The organism is Paenibacillus montaniterrae (assembly GCF_018403185.1).
Taxonomy (GTDB): Bacteria; Bacillota; Bacilli; order Paenibacillales; family Paenibacillaceae; genus Pristimantibacillus; species Pristimantibacillus montaniterrae.
The window spans coordinates 1,173,185-1,191,796 of sequence record NZ_BOSE01000001.1 but is presented as its reverse complement, the minus strand read 5'-3'; the positions used below and the strand labels follow the sequence as shown (position 1 = coordinate 1,191,796).

Here is an 18,612-nt window from a genome sequence, read left to right as displayed (position 1 = left end):
ACAATGTCTGGCTCATTATTTAGCGTAATCGTGCCAATGTACAACGAAGAAGAAGTAATTGGCACAACATTTGAGCGATTGAAGCAAGTTATGGACAGCTTGGGCGAGCGCTATGAGCTCATTTTCGTCAATGATGGCAGCAAGGACCGCTCGGCTGACATCATTAAGCAGCTTGCGGAGCAGCATCAAGAGGTGGTGCTGATCGATTTTTCCCGCAACTTTGGTCATCAGATTGCGATTACTGCAGGGATGGACTATGCGCGCGGCGATGCGATTATTATTATTGATGCTGATCTGCAGGACCCGCCTGAAGTAATCCTGCAAATGATCGACAAGTGGCGCGACGGCTATGAGGTAGTGTATGGCAAGCGGGTTAAGCGCAAGGGCGAGACCTGGTTCAAAAAAGCGACAGCCAAAATCTTCTACCGCACGCTGCGGGCGCTTACGAATGTAGATATTCCGGCAGATACAGGCGATTTTCGCTTGATTGACCGCAAGGTTTGCGATGTGCTGAAGGGCTTGAAGGAGAAAAACCGCTTTGTCCGCGGCTTGGTAAGCTGGATTGGCTTCAGGCAAACGAGTGTCGAATTTGTGCGTGAGGAGCGGTTTGCAGGCGTAACGAAGTACCCGCTAAAACGGATGCTGCGCTTTGCGCTTGACGCAATCACCTCGTTTTCCTATAAGCCGCTGAAAATTGCCAGCTACATCGGCTTTACGATTTCATTTTTCAGCTTTATTTATTTGGTTATCGTCGTTTATCAGCGCTTGTTTACGAATACGACAACGGCTGGCTGGGCCAGTATTGTGGCGATCAATTTGCTGTTTAATGGCATCATCCTCATTTTGCTTGGCGTCATTGGTGAGTATATAGGGCGCATTTATGATGAGACGAAAAATCGTCCGCTATACATTGTACGTGAGTGCATTGGTCAGCAGCAGGATGAGGAAGCGCCACGCCTGCAACGGCAAGAGGAGTAGACGATGGTGGAACGAGAGCAAGCGCAGGCGCAAGCAGCGCTTAAAAAAACAACGCTGCAGTTCGTTTTGTTCGGCTTGGTCGGCGTGCTTAATACAGCAGTTGATTTGTTCGTATATTGGGCACTGCTCCAGCTATCCGTTTATTATATTGCGGCCAATGTGCTGTCTTACGCTGCCGGGATGCTGAACAGCTATGTATGGAATAAGTACTTGACGTTTCGCAGCAAGGAAAAGAAGGAGAGTGGAAAGCGGGAGCGGGGCACGCTGCTGCGCTTTCTGCTCTGGAATAGCGTAACGCTGCTGCTGTCAACCGGCTTGATCGCGTTGCTCATTGAGCTCGCACACTGGTCGGAGCTGTGGAGTAAGCTCGTTGCTACAGTAGTTATTCTTGTCATACAGTTCACAGGCATGAAAAAATGGGTTTTTCGCCAATAAATACCATACGCCTATTTTTCCAGTATAGGTAACAAACATCTTACCTGAGACATATGATATCTTGACTGTATCCCTTGACCTTGGTATACCATAAAACCCTGGCAAGGAGGGCTGAAACACATTGAGGGACAACGACCATAAAAGCAAGTTTCTTTTAACTCATCGCGAGCGCGAAGTATTCGAGCTCCTCGTGCAGGATAAAACGACAAGAGATATTGCCCAGCAGCTTTTCATTAGCGAGAAGACTGTACGGAACCATATCTCCAATGTCATGCAAAAATTGAATGTAAAAGGTCGTTCGCAAGCAGTTGTTGAGTTAATTAAAATGGGAGAGCTAAAAATCTAAGCCTTACCTTAATGCTTTCCAGCTAACTCATTACCATTTGCCGTGTGAATGCAGTGCTTGAGAGTTTACTAGTTCATTAATAGTATGTTCCAAATGCTCGGCTTTCAGGATTCGCTGCCGACTAAGCTTACGCTCGCATCGACATCAAGTCGGGCTTTCGAACATCTCTAACTGGGAGCTATGCAGGCTCTCATTTTTTTGACAACAAACGGGGAACAGAGCAGTCGTTAATCCTAGCCTCTAATGGCGCGCATAGAGGAATCGATACGAAATTCGGAAGGATGAAGCTAAACTGCTGCATGAAAAAATGGGACTGCAATAGGTCACAGTCCCATTTTTTTGCTTTGTGTACGATTTCGGTACTTGCTTGCTGTTAATTGCTATTCGCTTGACTATTTAGAAGCAGCTCTGTTTGAATGTCAAGCTGCTTGCTTAAGGATATGAGGTCGCCTGCTGAGAACTGATTAATGTCCAGCACAAAGATTCGATTGTTTTTGTAAGCAGGAAGCGATGTCCACAGACTGCTGCTCATAATTTCTTCGGCACGCTCGTCGCCTCCGTCAGCTCCATAAACGGTAACAAACATATAGTCGGCCGCCATTTCAGGGAGAGCTTCCAAGGACATGTCCAGCCCCGCTCCTCCGTTGGCAACATGCTCTTTCAGCTTGGCTGGCGGTTCAAATCCGAGGCCAGAGTACAAATTGCGTGTGCCGCGGCCAAAGCTTTCGCCTACTGCCCAGAAGTTTTTCGCCCAAATTTCATATACGCCAACTGTTTCTCCTTCTTTCACGACCCCATTAAGTTTTTCCTTTGCTTCTGCTATTTTGCTTTCATATTCCTCGATCGCTTGTTCGGCTTCATTTTCTTTGCCCAAGAAACGCCCAAACTCGCGCAGCTCTGTATATAGGTCCATCTGGCCCCACGGAATGACGATCGTTGGCGCAATTTTAGAGAACTGATCGTAGTTTTTGTCAGAAGGGCGAATGATGAGATCTGGCTTCAACTCGATAATTTTCTCGAGTGCAACGGAGTCATCGCCAATATCTACAATGCCATCTATATGATCCTGCAAAAAGTACTGATTCAAGCTGGCAGTTCCAGCTCCGACTGGTTTAACGCCAAGTGTAAGCAAGTGTCCTACATATTGTGTCGCTACGATCCGCTTGGGCTCGACGGGAATCTCGATTTCACCCATTACGCTTTCATACTTTTGCGTAAGCACCTCTTGCTCGGTCTCTGCTGGTGGTGAAGCCGAATCCGCATTTGAGCCATTATTGTTCGTTGGTGATGCCCCGCATGCGCTAAGAACGATAACGAGAGTTAATGCTGCCAAACTAGTAAGCCAATTACGAAATGTCATGAATAAAGCCTCCATTTAATTGATAATAAATATCATTATCATCATAGCAATCGTTTTTATGCACGTCTATTTCGTAAAATGGGGTTTTTTATGGACTTTTGTAAGAAGCTCTATTTGCACCTGCAGCTGCTGCTCAAGCGCGATTGGATCATTGTATTTGAAAAGCTGCAAATCTATCGGATAAACATGACCATTTTTTACAGCAGGCAGTGAGTTCCAATGCTCGCTGGACATGACCTGCTGCGCATGGGCAAGCCCGCCATTTTCTTTCCATACCGACACGAATAACAGATCAGGAGCGTATGGTGCCAAATGATTCGCGGAGAGCTCCAGGCCAATTCCAGAGCCCGTCACATATGGAATCAACGACTCAGGAGGGCGAAAGGAAAGACTTCTATACAAATTTCTTAAGCCTCTGCCGTAGCCGCTATTTACTGCCCAAATTTTATCGGACCAAAATTCAAATACCGCTGCGGTAGCGCCAGGCTTTACGACGGCATGAACCTGCTCGGCGGCCTGCTTCTCTTTCACCTGAAACGCTTCAATCCAGGCTTTGGCTTCATTGATCCGATTCAGGCTTTTGCCAAGACGCAGCAATTCATCCAAGCAATCCTCGCGTCCCCACGGAATGGACAAGGTGGTGGCCAGCTTCGTCCAAGGCTCCGGATTAGGCCACGCTGTAATAATGAGATCGGGCTGAAGCTCAGCAATGCCTCTGAGCGATTGGAAATCACCGACATCTGCCACATGATCAAGCCTATTGCGATACGGCAAAGCATGCAGAAGCTTGGTTGTTGTTCCGACAGGCATTAAGCCTAAAGCAAGCAAATGGCCTAAATACTGCAAAGCAATTATTTTTTTCGGCTTCTGGATATAATCGCGAGGCGCCATGCCAGTTTGCTGCTTAAACTTGCGGCTAAGGTATAGTCCGTCACGATAGCCGATCTCGCGTGCGATTTTATTAAGGTTTCGATCTGCTCCAAGCAGCTTTTCCTTCGCTTTGTCGATGCGCAGCTTGGTGAGATATTCGGAAAAGCCGATGCCCATTACTTTTTTGAATGAAACGGAGAAATGCTCGGGCGTTAATCCTACTCGCTTGGCCAGCTCGCTGCGAGTGATGGAGCTTGCAAAATTATCGTTCATATATTCGGCTGCTTGCTGGATGCGCAGCTTCCACTCCTCATCACTGCTGCGATTCTGTCCAGCATAGAACAAGCTATGGATCACCAATTTAAAGGTTGCGTCCAACAAAAGCCGCTGGCGTTGGCTGCTGTTGTTGGGCAGCGTATGCTGCGAGTCCGGCCATATTTCTTCAAGCGCTCTAAGCTTAGTCATTGCTTCTTCATTTACAGCAAATGAAAGCTGCTGCTCCTGATCAATATGTGCTGCTGTGCTTTTGTTGTACAGGATACGCTCGCCGTCATATTCGGCGGCTGTCCAGATTTCATATTGCAGCTCGTAGAGCTCAAGCTCTGTAAAGGCATCACCGACTCGCACATCCATTAGCGCGCCTGGCGGGCAATAATAGGCTTCTTTAGCCTTTAGCCTATATTTCCGTTCATTCAAATAGAGATAGCCAAACCCTTGCAGGATGACGAGCAGCGTATGATGCTCCAAAAACGTGCCGCGGCTGGCAGTTGGCAGATCCAGAACAAGTCTGCGAATGCTTTGCAAATTATATTGTTCTTCCAGCATCGTTGTGCTCCTCCTTGACATCGTCTGCCTGTGCGATTAGCTTACTCCTTTGCATGTCCAGACTTGCAAGAAAGGCTTGTTTAAGCGAGCGTGGATGGACATTCAGCACATACGGCGCAAATTGATGGAGATAATGGAGCAGGAAGTCTGTTTCTGATGGATTGATCCAGCCAGTAATGGCAAAGCCAGCTTCAGATTCCTCCAGCTCCATATTGGGATAATGATGTCTATTATATATTTCTTTGCCTTCCAGCGAAATTTCAAGCCTATAAGCAATCGTATCGCTGCCCTTATGCACGAGCTGGAGGCGATTATACAAATCAACCTGTTCGATTAAATGAAAAGGCTCCTTCTCTAGCAGCGCAAGCTCCTTGATTCGGTCGCAGCGGAATAGTCTGTATTCCTTTTTGTCCAAATCAAAGGCAGGGCAATACCAGCTCCCATGCTCGGCAAATATGCCAATCGGTTGAATGTTGCGTACGGTTGTTGAGCCTGCAGCCTTTGGAGCCTGATAGACAATGCGCAGCACAGAAGGCTGGGTAACAGCCAGCAAAATCGCTTCGAGCTGTGGGCAATCATTCATTGCCTTGAAGCTGCCGAAGGAAATACGATCCTTTAGCTGCTCAAGCGTCGCTTTTATTTTAGGCGCGACAGAGTCCAGAAACTTTTGCTGGATGGCTGCATATTCCGCTTGAAATGGCATCGAGCCCATCTGCTCCATCGCTTTAAGCGAAAAAAAGAGTGCGTACGTTTCCTGCGGGGTAAAGGTGAGCGGCGGTATTTTATACGTATCCAAAATCGTATAGCCGCCATACCGCCCCAACTCCGAATAGAGCGGCACCCCGATATCCTCAAGCGCTTTTATATAACGCAGCGCGGTGCTTTTGGAGATGTTGAATTCGCTCATTAGCTCCTGCAGCGTAAAGCGGTCCTTTTTGTACACATAATGCATGATCTTATAAACATTCTCGTATTTTTTCATAATCTCCACCAATGGTATCCGTTTTTGAAACCTTTAATGCTTATAGTATACAGTGTTGAGACAAAATTCAATCATTTACAAGGAGGAACAAAAATGAGCTACGAGGTTGTAACGTTTCTATCAATGAATGGACAAACAGCGGAAGCGATTTCGTTTTACGAGAAGCATTTGCAAGCGAGCGTTTTGATGAAGGTTACGTATGAGGACTTGAAAATCATGGATCCAACCTTTGAAGTAGAGCAAGGAAAGGAGCAATGGATTACGCATTCCGTGCTTCAGGTTGGCATGCACAAAATGATGCTGGCAGAGGAAACGATGGTTCCGGAGCTGGACTATATTGTAGGCAACAATATTTCGCTTTGCATTCAGTCTGCTGATCGTGAGAAAATCGAGCGGATGTATGCTTCATTGCTGCAGGACCCGCGTACAGAAGTGATTAGACCGCTAGGCAAACTCGTTTTTAGCGAGGCTTACGGGATTGTGAAAGATCCGTTCGGCGTATTGATTCAGTTGAATCATGACGCGCGATTGGCTGAGTAGGTTGCGAAATGGAATAGCATTAGAAAGGGGTGTCCAAAAAAGCTCTTGAGGGTTACAGTGAAGGATTAAGGAATCTGGATGACATTATATGTTCTGATTGCTAGAAATTTGTTAGAACTGAGACCGAATTCGTTTGTCTCAAATAGCGTTATCCAGTTTCCTTAGCCACTGTTTCGCTTACGTCGGACACCCCTTTAATGGGCAAAGGTAATTTCCAATGCATTAAAGTCAACTTTGCATTTCGTTTTGATCATAAAATCTATCCCTAATATTCCATCAAAGCCGTAAGACTCTTGTATGGAACCGAGCTGAATTGGGAGCTTATCTAAAGCAATGTGTTCAATTTGAAGCTCTGGGATTAGCTGCTCATAACAAGTTTCACTTGTACCGCCTACTCCGTACATACGTTTAGCTTTCCCGTTTATAAAATCAATGTAAACTTCGATTTCAGCAAGTGCTTCCGTATCAAATACCGTTGCAGCACATCCAGTATCAAATAGAACATTTGGTAAAGTAACCGAGTGATTGTTGTGGGTTAAGCTCAAAGAGACAATTGGCAGACCATGTTTGAGTTGTATCTTCATATGAGCTGCCGTGCCCCCGAGAAGAATTCTTCTACCAATTCTACATCTTTACGACTTGTGTGAAATACATACAGTTCTCGCGTTGGGTGCAGTTTGTGTAAACTCTTGTAACCATCCCATGCTTCTTGTGGAGTTTCATATTCTTGAATAACAGCAATGTCTTCTAATTGACGAATACGGTTGCTGGAGCTAGCTTTAATCGCCTCTACTAATACAAAGCGGCTTGGATGCAGCTGCGTAATCTCTTCCCATTTCATCGGCTTCACCTCACTTATAATTTATTTCATTGTAGCATAAACAAGGACAAGGTCGTATAATTTATCAACTAAAAATGAAAGATAGTGATATGTAAAAAGAAATAAAAAGCATGAAACCGAGAGGCTAATGTTTACGTATCATATTCCTAACAAAACATTGAAGGGAGTGGGGACAAGCGCGAGTCTAAGCATGCTTCATAAACTATTGTTCGTTGTCGATGTGCTGGTTTATAAAAAACGGAGGTGAATCCCTAGTACAGGGAAAAATTTGGATTATATATTAATCATTAATTTATTCATTTTAGTTGTTTTAATTTTGCTTACTGCTTTTTTCGTGGCGTCCGAGTTTGCGGTAGTTAAGCTCAGGATGTCCAGAATTGATCAACTGATTGATGAAGGGAATAAAAAAGCAGTAATTGCGAAAAAGGTAGCGAGTGATTTGGATTATTACCTTTCTGCCTGCCAGCTCGGCATTACGGTTACTGCCCTTGGCCTGGGAGCCATCGGCAAGCCTGCTGTAGAACGTGTGATGTACCCTGTATTTGATTTGCTCAAGATGTCAGATACAAGCTCTTCTATTGCCTCTTATGCGATCGCTTTTATATTGGTAACGTTTCTTCATGTCGTAATCGGGGAAATGGCGCCTAAAACATTAGCGATTCAATTCTCGGAAAAAGTTACGTTAATGCTTTCGGGACCTCTATATTGGTTTGGAAAAGTAATGAAGCCTCTTATTTGGTCATTGAATGGAACCTCTCGCTTGCTGCTTCAATGGTTTGGAGTAAGCTCTAAAGCGCATAAAGATATTTATTCAGAAGATGAGTTAAGAATTATTATGACGCAAAGTCATCAAGGCGGAGAACTCGATGAATCCAAGTTAACCTATATGGAAAATGTGTTTACATTTGACGAGCGCATGGCCAAGGATGTTATGACGCCACGCAAATCGATCGTATGTCTGGACAAAAATATGAACTACGATGAAATTATTAGCATTTTGCAAGAAAACAATTATACACGCTATCCAGTTACTATAGACAATAATAAAGACCAAATTATCGGGATCGTCAATGTAAAAAAAATGCTTCCGCATATTATTGCCAAGAGGGAGCGCAAGGTTGAACAATTTGTAACAGAGATGCCGACGGTATTGGAGATTACCCCGATCAAGCAAGCGATGCTGAAGATGCAGCAGGAGCGTGTCCATATGGCGCTTGTTATTGACGAGTACGGCGGCACAGCCGGTATTATTACAATGGAAGATATTTTGGAAGAAATCGTTGGAGAAATTCGCGACGAATTTGATACAGATGAGGTTGCAGAAATTCAAAAAGTGAAGGAAAACGAATACCATATCAATGCCAGAGTACTATTGGATGATATAGAAAGAGAACTAAATCTTGTGTTTGAGGACAAGGCGGATATGGACACACTGGGCGGTTGGTTTCAGCATCATAAAGGAACGCTTGTCGAGCAGGGCGATCAGCTAAGCGTTGGAAAATATGTATGGACGATTGCAGAAACAGAACATTATCAAATCAAGCGAATCATTCTTGTCATTCATGAGAATGAGCAGTAAACGATAATTTTTTTCGGAGGAGCACCCTCCAAGGAGGAAAAGAATTGGACGGAATAATCGTTCTAAACTTATTTTTGGTCGCGGTATTTATAGGGCTAACGGCCTTTTTCGTAGGCGCCGAATTTGCCATACTGAAGGTTAGACTGTCTCGATTAGATGAGCTTATTGCGGAGGGCTCCAAGAAAGCCGTCATTGCCAAGAAGGTTGCGAATGATCTCGACTACTACTTATCGGCATGTCAATTAGGAATTACGATAACAGCTCTCGTGCTTGGCGCATTAGGGGAGCCGACTGTTGAGAAGATGCTTCATCCGGTATTTGAGCAATTCGCAGTTCCGGAAGCAATCGCAACCGTTCTTTCCTATGTTATTGCCTTGTCGATAATTACATTTCTGCATGTCGTTATTGGCGAGCTGGCTCCTAAAACACTAGCGATTCAATATGCTGAAAAGATGACCTTGCTGCTTGCGCCATCTCTTTACTGGTTTGGCAAAGTAATGAGTCCATTTATTAAAGTGCTTAATGGGGCTGCGCGATCCTTCCTTAAACTCTTTGGCGTAAAACCGGCAGGACATGAAACCGTGCATTCTGAAGAGGAATTAAAATGGATCGTGAATGAAAGCTTTGAAGGTGGAGAAATCAACAAAACAGAGCTTGAATACTTGAAAAATATTTTTGAGTTCGATCAACGCCTGCTGGAAGAAGTTATGCTGCCAATTGATCGAGTCGTTCATATTCATAAGGATATGTCTATCGAAGCCATTATCGAGAAGCTTGAGGAGCACAGCTTTACTCGATATCCCGTTTTCGATGAGCAATTGAATCGTTTTGTGGGGATTGTCAATACGAAGGAAATTCTTACTGCCATAGCGTCTGACCAGTCATGTCAGCTGGCAGACTTCATCCATGACATTCCAAGATTCAACGCAGCTTCACGAATCAGTGATGTGCTCGTTAAAATGCAGCAGAATCGCGTTCATATGGCAATCGTCCATGATGCTAATGAAAGCATGATTGGAATTGTGACGATGGAGGATCTGCTTGAGGAAATTGTCGGAGATATGAAGGACGAATCGATCAACTTCGAGCCTGTTCCTATTAGATAATCGTAAATGGAGAGCTTGTTAGCCCACTCGTGTGAGCTTAGCAAGCTCTTTTTTATGTCCAAGGGAGTTAGTCCTGCGCTGTTTCGATTTTACGCTCAACATGTGGTAAAATTGGGATGAAAATATACTGCTAGATTAATAGATACAATATGAACAAGTTGGAGTGATTAAGTGAATATTAAATTGCTTGCGAGCACACTAGCTTTAATGCTGACATTAACAGCATGCAGTGCAGCGCCTGATGCTGCACAGACTAATGATCCAGCTAACGATCCAGCTTCCGCTGAAGCTTTTGACGGAACGACTGGACAAACCAAACGTTGGACCAATGAGGAGCTTGGCCTTTCGCTTGAAGGAACAATGGGGGAGGACGGACTGCTTCAGCTTGTTTCTGTGCAGTGGAGCAGCCATCAATTAAACTCGATTAATTGGCGAAATAGCGGCATTCGCGACCCATATGTATATACGGCGGATATAACAGGGGATCAAGCAGATGAGCTTATTGTTGTCAATATTGTGGATCATGGTACTGGAATTATCGTCTCTGAATGCCATGTACTGAACTCGCAAACTGGTGAGGAAGTTCCTGTCGAATCGCTAGAGGATATTATTGCAGAGCATGTCTCGTTTGTAACGGAAGCTGCTAAAACGACCATCGTTCTGGAAGGAGATCAGTCCCTGTATTCAGACGAGGCGGCAAACGGGTCGATTGAAGCGAAATTCGCTGATTGGCTCAACTATACGGTTGCAGACGGCAAGCTGATCGGCTCAGTTCAGGTTAGTGACGGAACATCAGCCGGTATTCGCGGGTATTTAAATGTAACGTATACGTATAAGGATGGGAAGCTGATTAAAGATACTATAGAGTTCAGCGAGGATGATCCGGCAGAGGGAGAATCAATTGCGCTTACGGCCGTCACTGGCTAAAGTGAGGCTTAAAGAATCCGGGTAACGTTAAATGATGAGGTGGAGTCAATGGGAACTCTAAGGAATATGTAGAACGTTAAGGGGCGGAAAGCTGCCTCATGTACAGTGAGTTCCGCCCAATAAAACGTTGTGTATTCATTAGAACGAAGAAAGGCTGCATCTATCACTCATAACGTTATCCAGCTTCCATAGCGACTAACAATCCCGTATCCAGCCTTTCTGCTGTTCACTTTTCGGTCTGCTCTTTTGGCTGTAAAGCATGCTACTGCTGATCTGCCTCGAGATAGTTTTTAAGCGCAGCCAGCTTATCATCCCAATAGTTTTCAAAAAAGGCGAGCCATTGCTTAAGCTCAGCGAGTGGACTGAGCTCAGCCTTGAATAACGTTTCACGTCCAGCCTTTCTGCTGCTGACAAGACCAGCCCCCTGAAGCACATTTAAATGCTTGTTGACGGCGGTACGGCTAATCGGGAAATGCTCCTTGATTGCGGCAATCGACATTTCCTTGTCGGCCTCGGTTAATAATTTCAACAAATGGCGTCTTGTCGGATCGGCAACCGCTTGAAACACATCATATTGCGATTCGCTGTTTGCTTGCTTACTGCTCGACGACTGCAGGGAATTTTTCTTTGACAATTTTCTCCCACCCGCCGTCCATAATATTGCGAACTACTGAGTGCGGCTGTCCAAACTCTGTCACCTTGTTCACATCCCAGCCAGCATGAATTAATGTAAACTCGGTTTTATTATCTCCGAGCTCCTTCAGCTCGAAGGTGAGATGCCAATCCTTGCCCCAGTTAAAGCCGACTTTTTTATACGGTTCAAGCTCTGTCACTTTACAAGGGGAGTCGCCGAAATGGCCTGCATGCAGTATAAATTCTTTCCCGACAACAGGCTCAAATGTATTCGGCATCCACCATGAGGCGATGCCTTCTGATGTTGCTACTGCGTGCCATGCTTTTTCAAGCGGCGCGTTTATAATAATCGTTTTTCGAATTTCTGTTAAAGCTTCTGGCTTTTGCATGATGTTTACCTCCAAATTTGTAACACAATTAGGTGTTATTTCCTTTATTGTAACACCTTCAGGTGTTATTTCCTTTATTGTAACACCTTCAGGTGTTATGTCAAGCGCAGGGCAAATGATGGCGAGTGGAAATTTGTAATCTATTGTTCATACTGCGTTCATAATTTCGGTATAGATTGAAGTTAGCTGGCGATGCTTGATTCACGTAACGTGAAGGATGTTTACCGGTACATTCGCGCTCCAGCCACATATTTTTTTTGCAACATCGTTGATAATGATTATCATTATCCTTGTATTCAACATAATGCTGTGGCTTGCCAGTAAACAATTTTAGCTGTTTAAGGAGGGGATGCTTGCAGCAACAGCTTAGTTGTATTTTCGACTTGTCGAGCAACGATGCGTTCATTGACAACATAGATGAACAGCAGGCTTTATACAAAATCCAATTTATAAGGAGTGCTTGAATTATGGTGAAATCTATCAAAAAAACGACGACTGTATTGATGCTTGCTTTGGTGCTTATGTTGGCAATGGCAGTTCCTGCATTTGCAAATCCGTATAACGACTATAACTATTATTTTGAGTATGATGGGGCTTATCATGCTCACTCCAGCAGCTACATTGCAGCTAATGCTACTGTTTCTGGCGGTAATGTAACGATCACGCTAAGCGGTAATTATTTCCCTGAGGTTGAGGTTGGTGGAGTAACCTATTCAGGCGTTTATGATTCTGGAACGAATACAACGAAGCTTACTTTCCCAGGCAGCAGTTCTGCGCCTATTGACTTGTCCTTACACGTAGTCGTAGCGCCTTGGCATAATACATGGTATCCTCTTACTCTTGTTTGGGGCTAAACCTAATGTGAAGCAGGTAAAAGAGCGCTCTGCGTTGGCAGGACGCTCTTTTACCTGCTAAATCCTAATCAACTTTTAAACAAGCAGCAAAAATTCATTTTACGTAAAAGGGAGTTTTTATTTTGAAAAGGTTCGTACAAAAAATAAACGTTTTTCTTTTAACTATAGCATTGCTTGTTGGGGCAGCATTACCCTATTCGGTATCCGCTAATGTTGAACCCGGAGCCGTTATTCCTGATGGTGAATATTCGGTTTCCTACCGTTATGTAAAGGATGGTACGACTGAAACATCGGCAGCTGACGCGTTTATGAAAAAAGATAGTGGCAAGCTGATTGTTTCTGACGGGAAAGCGGTGTTTGAGCATGAGGTTAGCAAATCGAATTATGCTACATTTGCATATTTGGCAGCGCGTAAGTCTGGCGCAGCTAAAGCAGTGATTACAAAGGTAGACAATGAAGAAACTGCAATAGGACAAGAAGGGTATGAGGTAGCAGCTGTGCGCGACGCTGAAAATCCCGATCACGTTATTGTGCAGCTTGCAATTGAAGATATATGGAAAAAACAAGATATTTTAATGCATATCAATGATAAAGAAAACTACTTTAATCTCCCTACCCCTTACAATCATTGGTATAATGTTCAGCTGGAAATTGCTGTATCCGATATTGTGCTTCCAGAAACTCCGGGCAGCGGTGGTGAAGAGCCGCAAGCTCCAGAGGTAGATAAATCACGTCTAATCCAGTGGATCGAGACAGCAGCCGCATGGGTTCAGGGCAAAGCGGATGCGGGTGAACGTGAAGCAGGCAAGCCAGCGGCTATTAACACTACTCCTGTGTCTGATGGAGAATACTTGCCTATCACTTATTTTGGTCCTGCTGTTGGCTATAAAGGTCCCGTTACCAACGTAAAAGAGAAAATCGCTCAAGTTCAGCTTATGCTGGATAATGAGCAAGCAACGCAAGAAGAAGTAAATAGTATGTTCAATGAGGCCAATGCTGTCGGCGCATGGGAGCTGTTCGACAAGCAGCGTCTTGTAGCTCAAGATATCGAAATTTTAGTGCTGGATTCTTTAGAAAAGGATGCCAAAATTTCGCCATATGCAGCAGATATTAGCCCAAATGCTGTTATGCTGCAGCAGGCTGGTCCTGACTATTATCAGGCTTTTGCCAATTTTGCGTTTTTTGACGCTAATAATGAACTAACCGATTCGTCAATTCGAACAGTTTCAGCATCGGCTGCAGATGGCTTTTTCTCAAGATGGGCAGCTAATCCGGCACGTTCGGTCAAAAATGATGATTTAACCAATACCCCTGCTTTTCGTGACTTATTATCAGGAGAGCAAAGTGAAACGATTAAAGTATACCAGGCCGACGTTAGAAGCGGGAACGCAACTTATAAGCAAACGGATGAGCTATGGCAAGGGCTGTGGAAGCTTGAATATCCAATGGAGCTGCCAGAGGCTGAGCGTAAAACGGTATTTATAAGCTTTAATAAAGCATATTTGGACGCATTGCAGAAATTGGTTGACGAAGCGCTATTGCTCGTTAAAAATGCGGAGGAAGGAACGGAAGTTGGGCAGCATTCAGCTTATTATATCGAACAGTTGGAGGCAGCAGTTACGGCTGCGCAGGAAAGAGCGGACCAGTTAGCCTCCCCGAGACCAGAAATATTGAAAGCAACAGCAGCATTGCAAGGTGCAATCGATGCTTTTAAAGCTGCTGAAACGAAGCAAGTCTATTTTACTGCAGCCCATGGCAGCGAGGCCGCATTTTCACGAATGAACAGCTATTTTGAAAAGCCAGCGCTTGTTGCTACAGATGATGAAGGCCGTCTGCATGTTACATTGACGCTAACTGGCAGCAGCAATGTGCAGGAGTTTAAAGTGAAGGCAGGAGAGGACTTCGTAGAAGCTGAAACGGTTTCGACAGACGAGGCAGCTGATTCGCGCGTCGTTGCCTTTGAAGCTAGCAGCTTGTCTGCATTATTGGAGGCGCAGGTTCGAATCGTTGTACCTGAGCAAAATTATGATCAGGTGCACAGCATTCGCTTGAATTTTAACGATGTAGACAATCAAAAGCTTTATGAATTGCTGCAAACGGCAGCAGCTGCTTACGATGAAGTGGAGAATCGGGAACAGTCAGGCGAATATGATGAAGTAGCACTCGCAGCATTAGCTAAGGCGCTTGCGACTGCTAATGAAGAAGCGGTGCGCAATCCTGCTCAGCAAGCTGCAACAGATGATGCTTATGCTCGTCTAAACAGTGCGCTGGAAACATTTAAAAACACAGCTGGTGGCGGCGACCCAGGCACAGGACCAAATCCGGGTACACCTGGAGCAAGCAATCCGGTATATCCTGCCGATGGAAGCTACTATATGCCATTTACTATTTACAAGCATGGAACAACGCAAGCGTCGGTAGCAAACGGATATGTCGTGCCTAGTGCGCTGGTGAACGTTTCTGGGGGCACAAAGACAGTATCGTTTACCGTTCTGCAGAGTAAGGAAATAACTGGATTAACGATAAACGGCAGCAGCGGCAGTGTAACTCATACCGACTCGGCCTTGAACCAGCGAATCGTTAGCTTTGCACTGAGTGATCTATCTCAAACGCTGGAAGGATGGGTAAAGGTCGATTGGCCAGAGGTAAGTTATCATCATGACTATGCGATTCAGTTTAAATTCCATGAAGCGAAAGCGGTATATGCAGGCACAGCTCCACAGGTTCCAGGAACAACGCAGCAGCCTGGCGTGCCAAATCTTCCGAATCCAGGAAGCGGCACTGAAACAGGAAATGACGGAGAAGAAAAACCTAGCGGTGAAAACACAGGTACGCCAACTGGAGAAAATTCGAACGGATCAGAAGCAGCTACAGAGGTGGAGGCTCCATCGATCACGTTCTCAGATGTGGCAAACCACTGGGCGCGTACCAGCATAGAGAAGGCAGTCAAGCTTGGTATTGTAAATGGATTTTCCGACGGCAGCTTCCGTCCAAATGGCACTGTAACACGTGCAGAATTTGCAGTTATGATCAGCCGTGCGCTGCAGCTGGAAGGCAATGCAGACGGCTCCTCCTTCAAGGACTATAGCAGCATTCCGGGCTGGGCACAGCCGCATGTTGCAAGAGTAGCAGATGCTGGGCTCATTAGCGGCTACTCGGATGAAACATTCCGTGCCAATGATCAGCTGACGCGTGCTCAATTAGCGGTCATCATTGCCCGTGCTGCCAAGCTTGAGCTGGACACAGCGACAGCGCTTGATTTTAGCGATGCAGCACAAATTCCAGGCTGGGCGCAGAAGGAAGTTTCGGCAGCAGTGAAAGCCGGATTAATACTAGGTAAGGAGAAAGACCGCTTTGATCCCAATGGTACAGCTACTCGCGCTGAAGCATTAACGCTAATCATTCGTTTGCTGGAGCTGTAATCTTTTGTTCATATTGCGTTCATAATTCGAGTTTACATTAATGATAATGATTATCATTTTCTTGTCGTAAATGATAATTGCAGCATTATGCGAAAGATAGAAAGGGAGGAGAAGACAATCGTTAGATACTTTTCAAAAGTAATATGCGGCGGCTTGCTGCTGTTTGCTCTGCTAATTGCTTTTAATGGGGGAGGATCGTCTGTTTACGCGGCTGAATTGTCCGACGGTACATATACAATCGACTACATGATTAAAAAGCCGGACGATGAATCGGTTTCCATGGCTAATGATTATTGGGAAAAGCCAGCTACCGTAATTGTAAGCGGTGGAGCAATTTCGGTGCGAATGACGATCAATCATAGCGAATGGGTTACGCAGTTCAAAACGCCGAGCGGCAGCAGCTATGCTGACGCGAAAGTAATCAGTGAGGATGCTGAGAAAAACACAAGACTTGTTCAGTTTTCGCTGGATAGCCTGGATAAGCCGATGCTTTCCAAAATTCATGTGACGGTTCCGGAAATAGATTATGACCATGATTATACGATACGTTTTGTATACGATACAGACACACTGAAGCTGATTAGCGAGCCTAAGGCCAGCACAACACCACAGGCTAGCGCAACACTACATGTTAGCACAACACCACAAGCAAGTGCGAAGCCGCAGGCAGGTGCGACACCACAAGCAAGTGTGAAGCCGCAGGCAGGTGCTACAACACAAGCAAGTGCGAAGCCGCAGGCAAGCGCGACACCGCAGCAAAGTACAAGTACGACGCAGCCAAGCGCGGCAGCAAAAGGTGATGAGAAAGCTGCTGAGGGCTCGTCTGCACAGTCGAAAACAGGCACGACAGAAAGTGCAGCTTCTGCTGACGATACGTCCAGTAAAGACGATGATGCATCCAGCACTGGTGATAACGACAAGGAAACGGACGAAAATAAGGCTTTATTAGAGCAGACCGAAGACAATAACGAGGGAGCGGAGCAAAGTAATAACTCTAGTAATGCCAATTCTGCAAATACGAAGCAAGGTAATGCAGCAGCCGATGATCAGAAGGCGGTTGAGCTAACAGCGGCGCTGGACGGTGCTGTGGAAGAGAACAGCGATACAATCGTTGCAGCAAGCGTGGAGCAGGCTCCAAGCAAAAAGAATGGCGTTCTTACGATCGTTTTTCTGGCGGTGCTGCTTGTCGCTTCTATTATTGTGATTGCAGTATATCGCAAGCGAAAATCGAAAGCAGCCTAAAATGAGCTAAAAAGAGGCCTAAAAGGAGTTTAAAAGAGTCTAAGGAGTGTGTCGCGTGAATTGGTTCATGCATGCTGAAAAAAATAAGCTGCTGCTGTTCGGAATGGTCGCAGCTTTCATGCTTTTCTCATTTGCCAGCTTCGGACAGTCGCTACAAGCAGCTGAAGGAGTCTCCGAATTGGGCTCTGCCAGCTCATCTACCGATGCAAGCAAGCTGGCAGATGGCACTTACTATATCGATTATACGATTTTGTACGCTAAGGAAGATAAAACGTCAATGTCTGCACAATATTTGGTCAGTCCAGCACTGTTAAAGGTGAAAGATGGCAAGAAAACAGTATCCTTTACGGTGCTGCAAAGCAAGGAAATTGTCGGACTCAAGCTGAACGGCAGCGAGGGCATTGTGTCCAATGAGGAGCCCGAGCAAAACAGACGGGTTGTTACTTTCGAGCTTGATGATTTGTCTGCAATCCATCCTGCCTGGATAAGCATCAATTGGGTTATCGAGGCGATTAACTTCAAGTACATTAACGAATATGATATTCGATTTCAATTTCTTCCTGAAACGATTGAAGCTGTAGATGCTGCTGCCGCTGTCCCTACCAAGGCTGGCAATGTCGGCTTCCCTAGCGGATATGATGACGATAATGGCGCGGCTGAAGAAGAAGCAGCAGGCGAGGAGCCCGGTGAAGAGCAGACTGCAGCTGGCAGCTTTGCCGATGTTGAAGGCCATTGGGCGAAGTCGGCAATCTCACGTGCAGTAGAGCAAGGCATAGCCAGCGGCTATCATGATGGAACGTTCAAGCCGAATGCTGTCATCAGCCGAGCAGAATTTGCAGTATTGATAAGCAGAGCATTAGAGCTGCCGCAAGCCCAGTCTTCAAGCAGCTTTGCAGATCAAGCGTCCATTCCGGATTGGGCGAGCGAGCATATTAAGCGCGCAGCAGCAGCGAAGCTAATAAGCGGCTATAGCGATGGAACATTCCGCGCAAGCAGCAATATTTCTCGGGCTGAGCTGGCGGTAGTGATTGCGCGTGCAGCCGGGCTGCAGCTAAACGAAGCTGATGCATTAAGCTTTGCGGACAAACAGCTAATTCCGCAATGGGCGCAGCAGGAGGTTGCAGCGGCAGTGAAAGCGGGGCTAATTAGCGGAACGAGCGATAACAAATTTGAGCCTGCTGCATCAGCTACGAGAGCAGAGGCACTGACGCTTATTATGCGCCTGCTTGATGCGAAGCTCTAAGCGCAATTAAGAAGGTCAGATCGGTCTGATTTGTAAATAG

Annotated in this window: 19 protein-coding genes; 12 read left to right on the top strand and 7 right to left on the bottom strand. The window is 45.5% G+C overall.

The annotated features are described in order from the left end of the window. Nucleotides 1-3: 3 nt before the first annotated feature. The 3 genes from KJS52_RS05695 to KJS52_RS05685 all read left to right on the top strand — a co-directional run bounded on the left by KJS52_RS05695 (nucleotide 4) and on the right by KJS52_RS05685 (nucleotide 1,759). Nucleotides 4-978, top strand: a complete 975-nt coding sequence (locus KJS52_RS05695) for a glycosyltransferase family 2 protein (RefSeq protein ID WP_213513700.1) — start codon at nucleotides 4-6, stop codon at nucleotides 976-978. A gap of 6 nt (nucleotides 979-984) precedes the next feature. Then, complete coding sequence (locus tag KJS52_RS05690) at nucleotides 985-1,413, top strand: GtrA family protein (RefSeq protein WP_213513699.1); 429 nt, start codon at nucleotides 985-987, stop codon at nucleotides 1,411-1,413. Between the two features lie 121 nt (nucleotides 1,414-1,534). Continuing rightward, the gene (locus KJS52_RS05685; protein WP_213513698.1) at nucleotides 1,535-1,759 is read left to right on the top strand and encodes a helix-turn-helix domain-containing protein; all 225 of its coding nucleotides are present in this window, start codon (nucleotides 1,535-1,537) and stop codon (nucleotides 1,757-1,759) included. A 373-nt stretch (nucleotides 1,760-2,132) separates the two neighbouring features. On the opposite strand, the gene KJS52_RS05680 is transcribed toward KJS52_RS05685, so the two are convergent. The 3 genes from KJS52_RS05680 to KJS52_RS05670 form a co-directional block, all read right to left on the bottom strand. Further along, nucleotides 2,133-3,119, bottom strand: a complete 987-nt coding sequence (locus KJS52_RS05680) for an ABC transporter substrate-binding protein (RefSeq protein ID WP_213513697.1) — start codon at nucleotides 3,117-3,119, stop codon at nucleotides 2,133-2,135. Between the two features lie 66 nt (nucleotides 3,120-3,185). Beyond that, nucleotides 3,186-4,814 carry a helix-turn-helix domain-containing protein gene (locus tag KJS52_RS05675; protein ID WP_213513696.1) on the bottom strand — a complete coding sequence of 543 codons (1,629 nt, stop codon included), beginning with the start codon at nucleotides 4,812-4,814 and terminating at the stop codon, nucleotides 3,186-3,188. Continuing rightward, complete coding sequence (locus KJS52_RS05670; protein ID WP_213513695.1) at nucleotides 4,795-5,796, bottom strand: helix-turn-helix transcriptional regulator; 1,002 nt, start codon at nucleotides 5,794-5,796, stop codon at nucleotides 4,795-4,797. The genes KJS52_RS05675 and KJS52_RS05670 overlap by 20 nt, the downstream gene beginning before the upstream one ends. Before the next feature lie 93 nt (nucleotides 5,797-5,889). On the opposite strand from KJS52_RS05670, the gene KJS52_RS05665 reads away from it, so the two are divergent. Beyond that, on the top strand, nucleotides 5,890-6,336 hold the full coding sequence (locus KJS52_RS05665) for a VOC family protein (protein ID WP_213513694.1): 447 nt from the start codon (nucleotides 5,890-5,892) through the stop codon (nucleotides 6,334-6,336). A gap of 194 nt (nucleotides 6,337-6,530) precedes the next feature. Here KJS52_RS05665 and KJS52_RS05660 read toward each other — a convergent pair whose 3' ends face one another. Together KJS52_RS05660 and KJS52_RS05655 are read right to left on the bottom strand one after the other, a co-directional pair. Further along, entirely contained in the window at nucleotides 6,531-6,920 is a 390-nt protein-coding gene (locus KJS52_RS05660; RefSeq protein ID WP_213513693.1) for an aspartyl protease family protein, read from the bottom strand. Continuing rightward, nucleotides 6,917-7,177: a hypothetical protein gene (locus KJS52_RS05655; protein ID WP_213513692.1), complete on the bottom strand. Its 261-nt coding sequence runs from the start codon at nucleotides 7,175-7,177 to the stop codon at nucleotides 6,917-6,919. Before KJS52_RS05655 ends, KJS52_RS05660 begins: the two co-directional genes overlap by 4 nt. A 268-nt stretch (nucleotides 7,178-7,445) precedes the next feature. Between KJS52_RS05655 and KJS52_RS05650 the strand changes: the two genes are divergently transcribed. The 3 genes from KJS52_RS05650 (at nucleotide 7,446) to KJS52_RS05640 (ending at nucleotide 10,789) form a co-directional block, all read left to right on the top strand. Further along, a complete protein-coding gene (locus KJS52_RS05650) occupies nucleotides 7,446-8,756 on the top strand; it encodes a hemolysin family protein (RefSeq protein WP_213513691.1) in 1,311 nt (436 codons plus the stop codon). A 44-nt stretch (nucleotides 8,757-8,800) separates the two neighbouring features. Further along, on the top strand, nucleotides 8,801-9,862 hold the full coding sequence (locus tag KJS52_RS05645; RefSeq protein ID WP_213513690.1) for a hemolysin family protein: 1,062 nt from the start codon (nucleotides 8,801-8,803) through the stop codon (nucleotides 9,860-9,862). 171 nt (nucleotides 9,863-10,033) lie between these two features. Continuing rightward, nucleotides 10,034-10,789, top strand: coding sequence for a hypothetical protein (locus tag KJS52_RS05640; protein ID WP_213513689.1), 756 nt, complete (start codon nucleotides 10,034-10,036; stop codon nucleotides 10,787-10,789). Nucleotides 10,790-11,051: 262 nt separating this feature from the next. Here KJS52_RS05640 and KJS52_RS05635 read toward each other — a convergent pair whose 3' ends face one another. Beyond that, nucleotides 11,052-11,423, bottom strand: a complete 372-nt coding sequence (locus tag KJS52_RS05635) for an ArsR/SmtB family transcription factor (RefSeq protein ID WP_246563154.1) — start codon at nucleotides 11,421-11,423, stop codon at nucleotides 11,052-11,054. Beyond that, nucleotides 11,386-11,811 carry an SRPBCC family protein gene (locus KJS52_RS05630; RefSeq protein ID WP_213513688.1) on the bottom strand — a complete coding sequence of 142 codons (426 nt, stop codon included), beginning with the start codon at nucleotides 11,809-11,811 and terminating at the stop codon, nucleotides 11,386-11,388. The genes KJS52_RS05635 and KJS52_RS05630 overlap by 38 nt, the downstream gene beginning before the upstream one ends. A gap of 1 nt (nucleotide 11,812) precedes the next feature. Between KJS52_RS05630 and KJS52_RS05625 the strand changes: the two genes are divergently transcribed. The 5 genes from KJS52_RS05625 (at nucleotide 11,813) to KJS52_RS05605 (ending at nucleotide 18,572) form a co-directional block, all read left to right on the top strand. Then, nucleotides 11,813-11,950 (top strand): hypothetical protein, encoded by a 138-nt coding sequence (locus KJS52_RS05625; RefSeq protein ID WP_213513687.1) that lies wholly within the window; start codon nucleotides 11,813-11,815, stop codon nucleotides 11,948-11,950. 328 nt (nucleotides 11,951-12,278) lie between these two features. Further along, nucleotides 12,279-12,665, top strand: coding sequence for a hypothetical protein (locus KJS52_RS05620; protein ID WP_213513686.1), 387 nt, complete (start codon nucleotides 12,279-12,281; stop codon nucleotides 12,663-12,665). A gap of 122 nt (nucleotides 12,666-12,787) precedes the next feature. Continuing rightward, nucleotides 12,788-16,087, top strand: coding sequence for an NEAT domain-containing protein (locus KJS52_RS05615; RefSeq protein WP_213513685.1), 3,300 nt, complete (start codon nucleotides 12,788-12,790; stop codon nucleotides 16,085-16,087). An 87-nt stretch (nucleotides 16,088-16,174) separates the two neighbouring features. Then, nucleotides 16,175-17,329: an NEAT domain-containing protein gene (locus KJS52_RS05610; protein ID WP_213513684.1), complete on the top strand. Its 1,155-nt coding sequence runs from the start codon at nucleotides 16,175-16,177 to the stop codon at nucleotides 17,327-17,329. Nucleotides 17,330-17,384: 55 nt separating this feature from the next. Further along, nucleotides 17,385-18,572, top strand: coding sequence for an S-layer homology domain-containing protein (locus KJS52_RS05605; protein WP_213513683.1), 1,188 nt, complete (start codon nucleotides 17,385-17,387; stop codon nucleotides 18,570-18,572). Nucleotides 18,573-18,612 lie beyond the last annotated feature (40 nt).